The organism is Neisseria sp. P0001.S005 (genome assembly GCF_051963715.1).
The window spans coordinates 1-305 of record NZ_JBQCTZ010000914.1 but is presented as its reverse complement, the minus strand read 5'-3'; the positions used below and the strand labels follow the sequence as shown (position 1 = coordinate 305).

The 305-nt window shown below is 54.1% G+C and carries 1 pseudogene; it reads left to right on the top strand.

The features are described 5' to 3' along the window. Nucleotides 1-305, top strand: a pseudogene (locus ACTHSP_RS23475) (NADH-quinone oxidoreductase subunit D); the annotation flags it as partial.

Genomic DNA, 305 nt, shown 5'->3' with positions numbered 1-305 from the left:
CGTATTTGGAAACAGCGTACCGTCGGCATCGGCGTTGTCACTCCTGAGCGCGCCATGCAAAAAGGCTTTACCGGCGTGATGTTGCGCGGTTCAGGCGTGGAATGGGACGTGCGTAAGACACAGCCTTACGAAGTGTACGACAAAATGGATTTCGACATCCCCGTCGGCGTCAACGGCGACTGCTACGACCGTTACCTCTGCCGTATGGAAGAAATGCGTCAATCCGTACGCATCATCAAACAATGTTCCGAGTGGTTGCGTGTCAATCCGGGTCCGGTCATTACCACAAACCACAAATTCGCTCC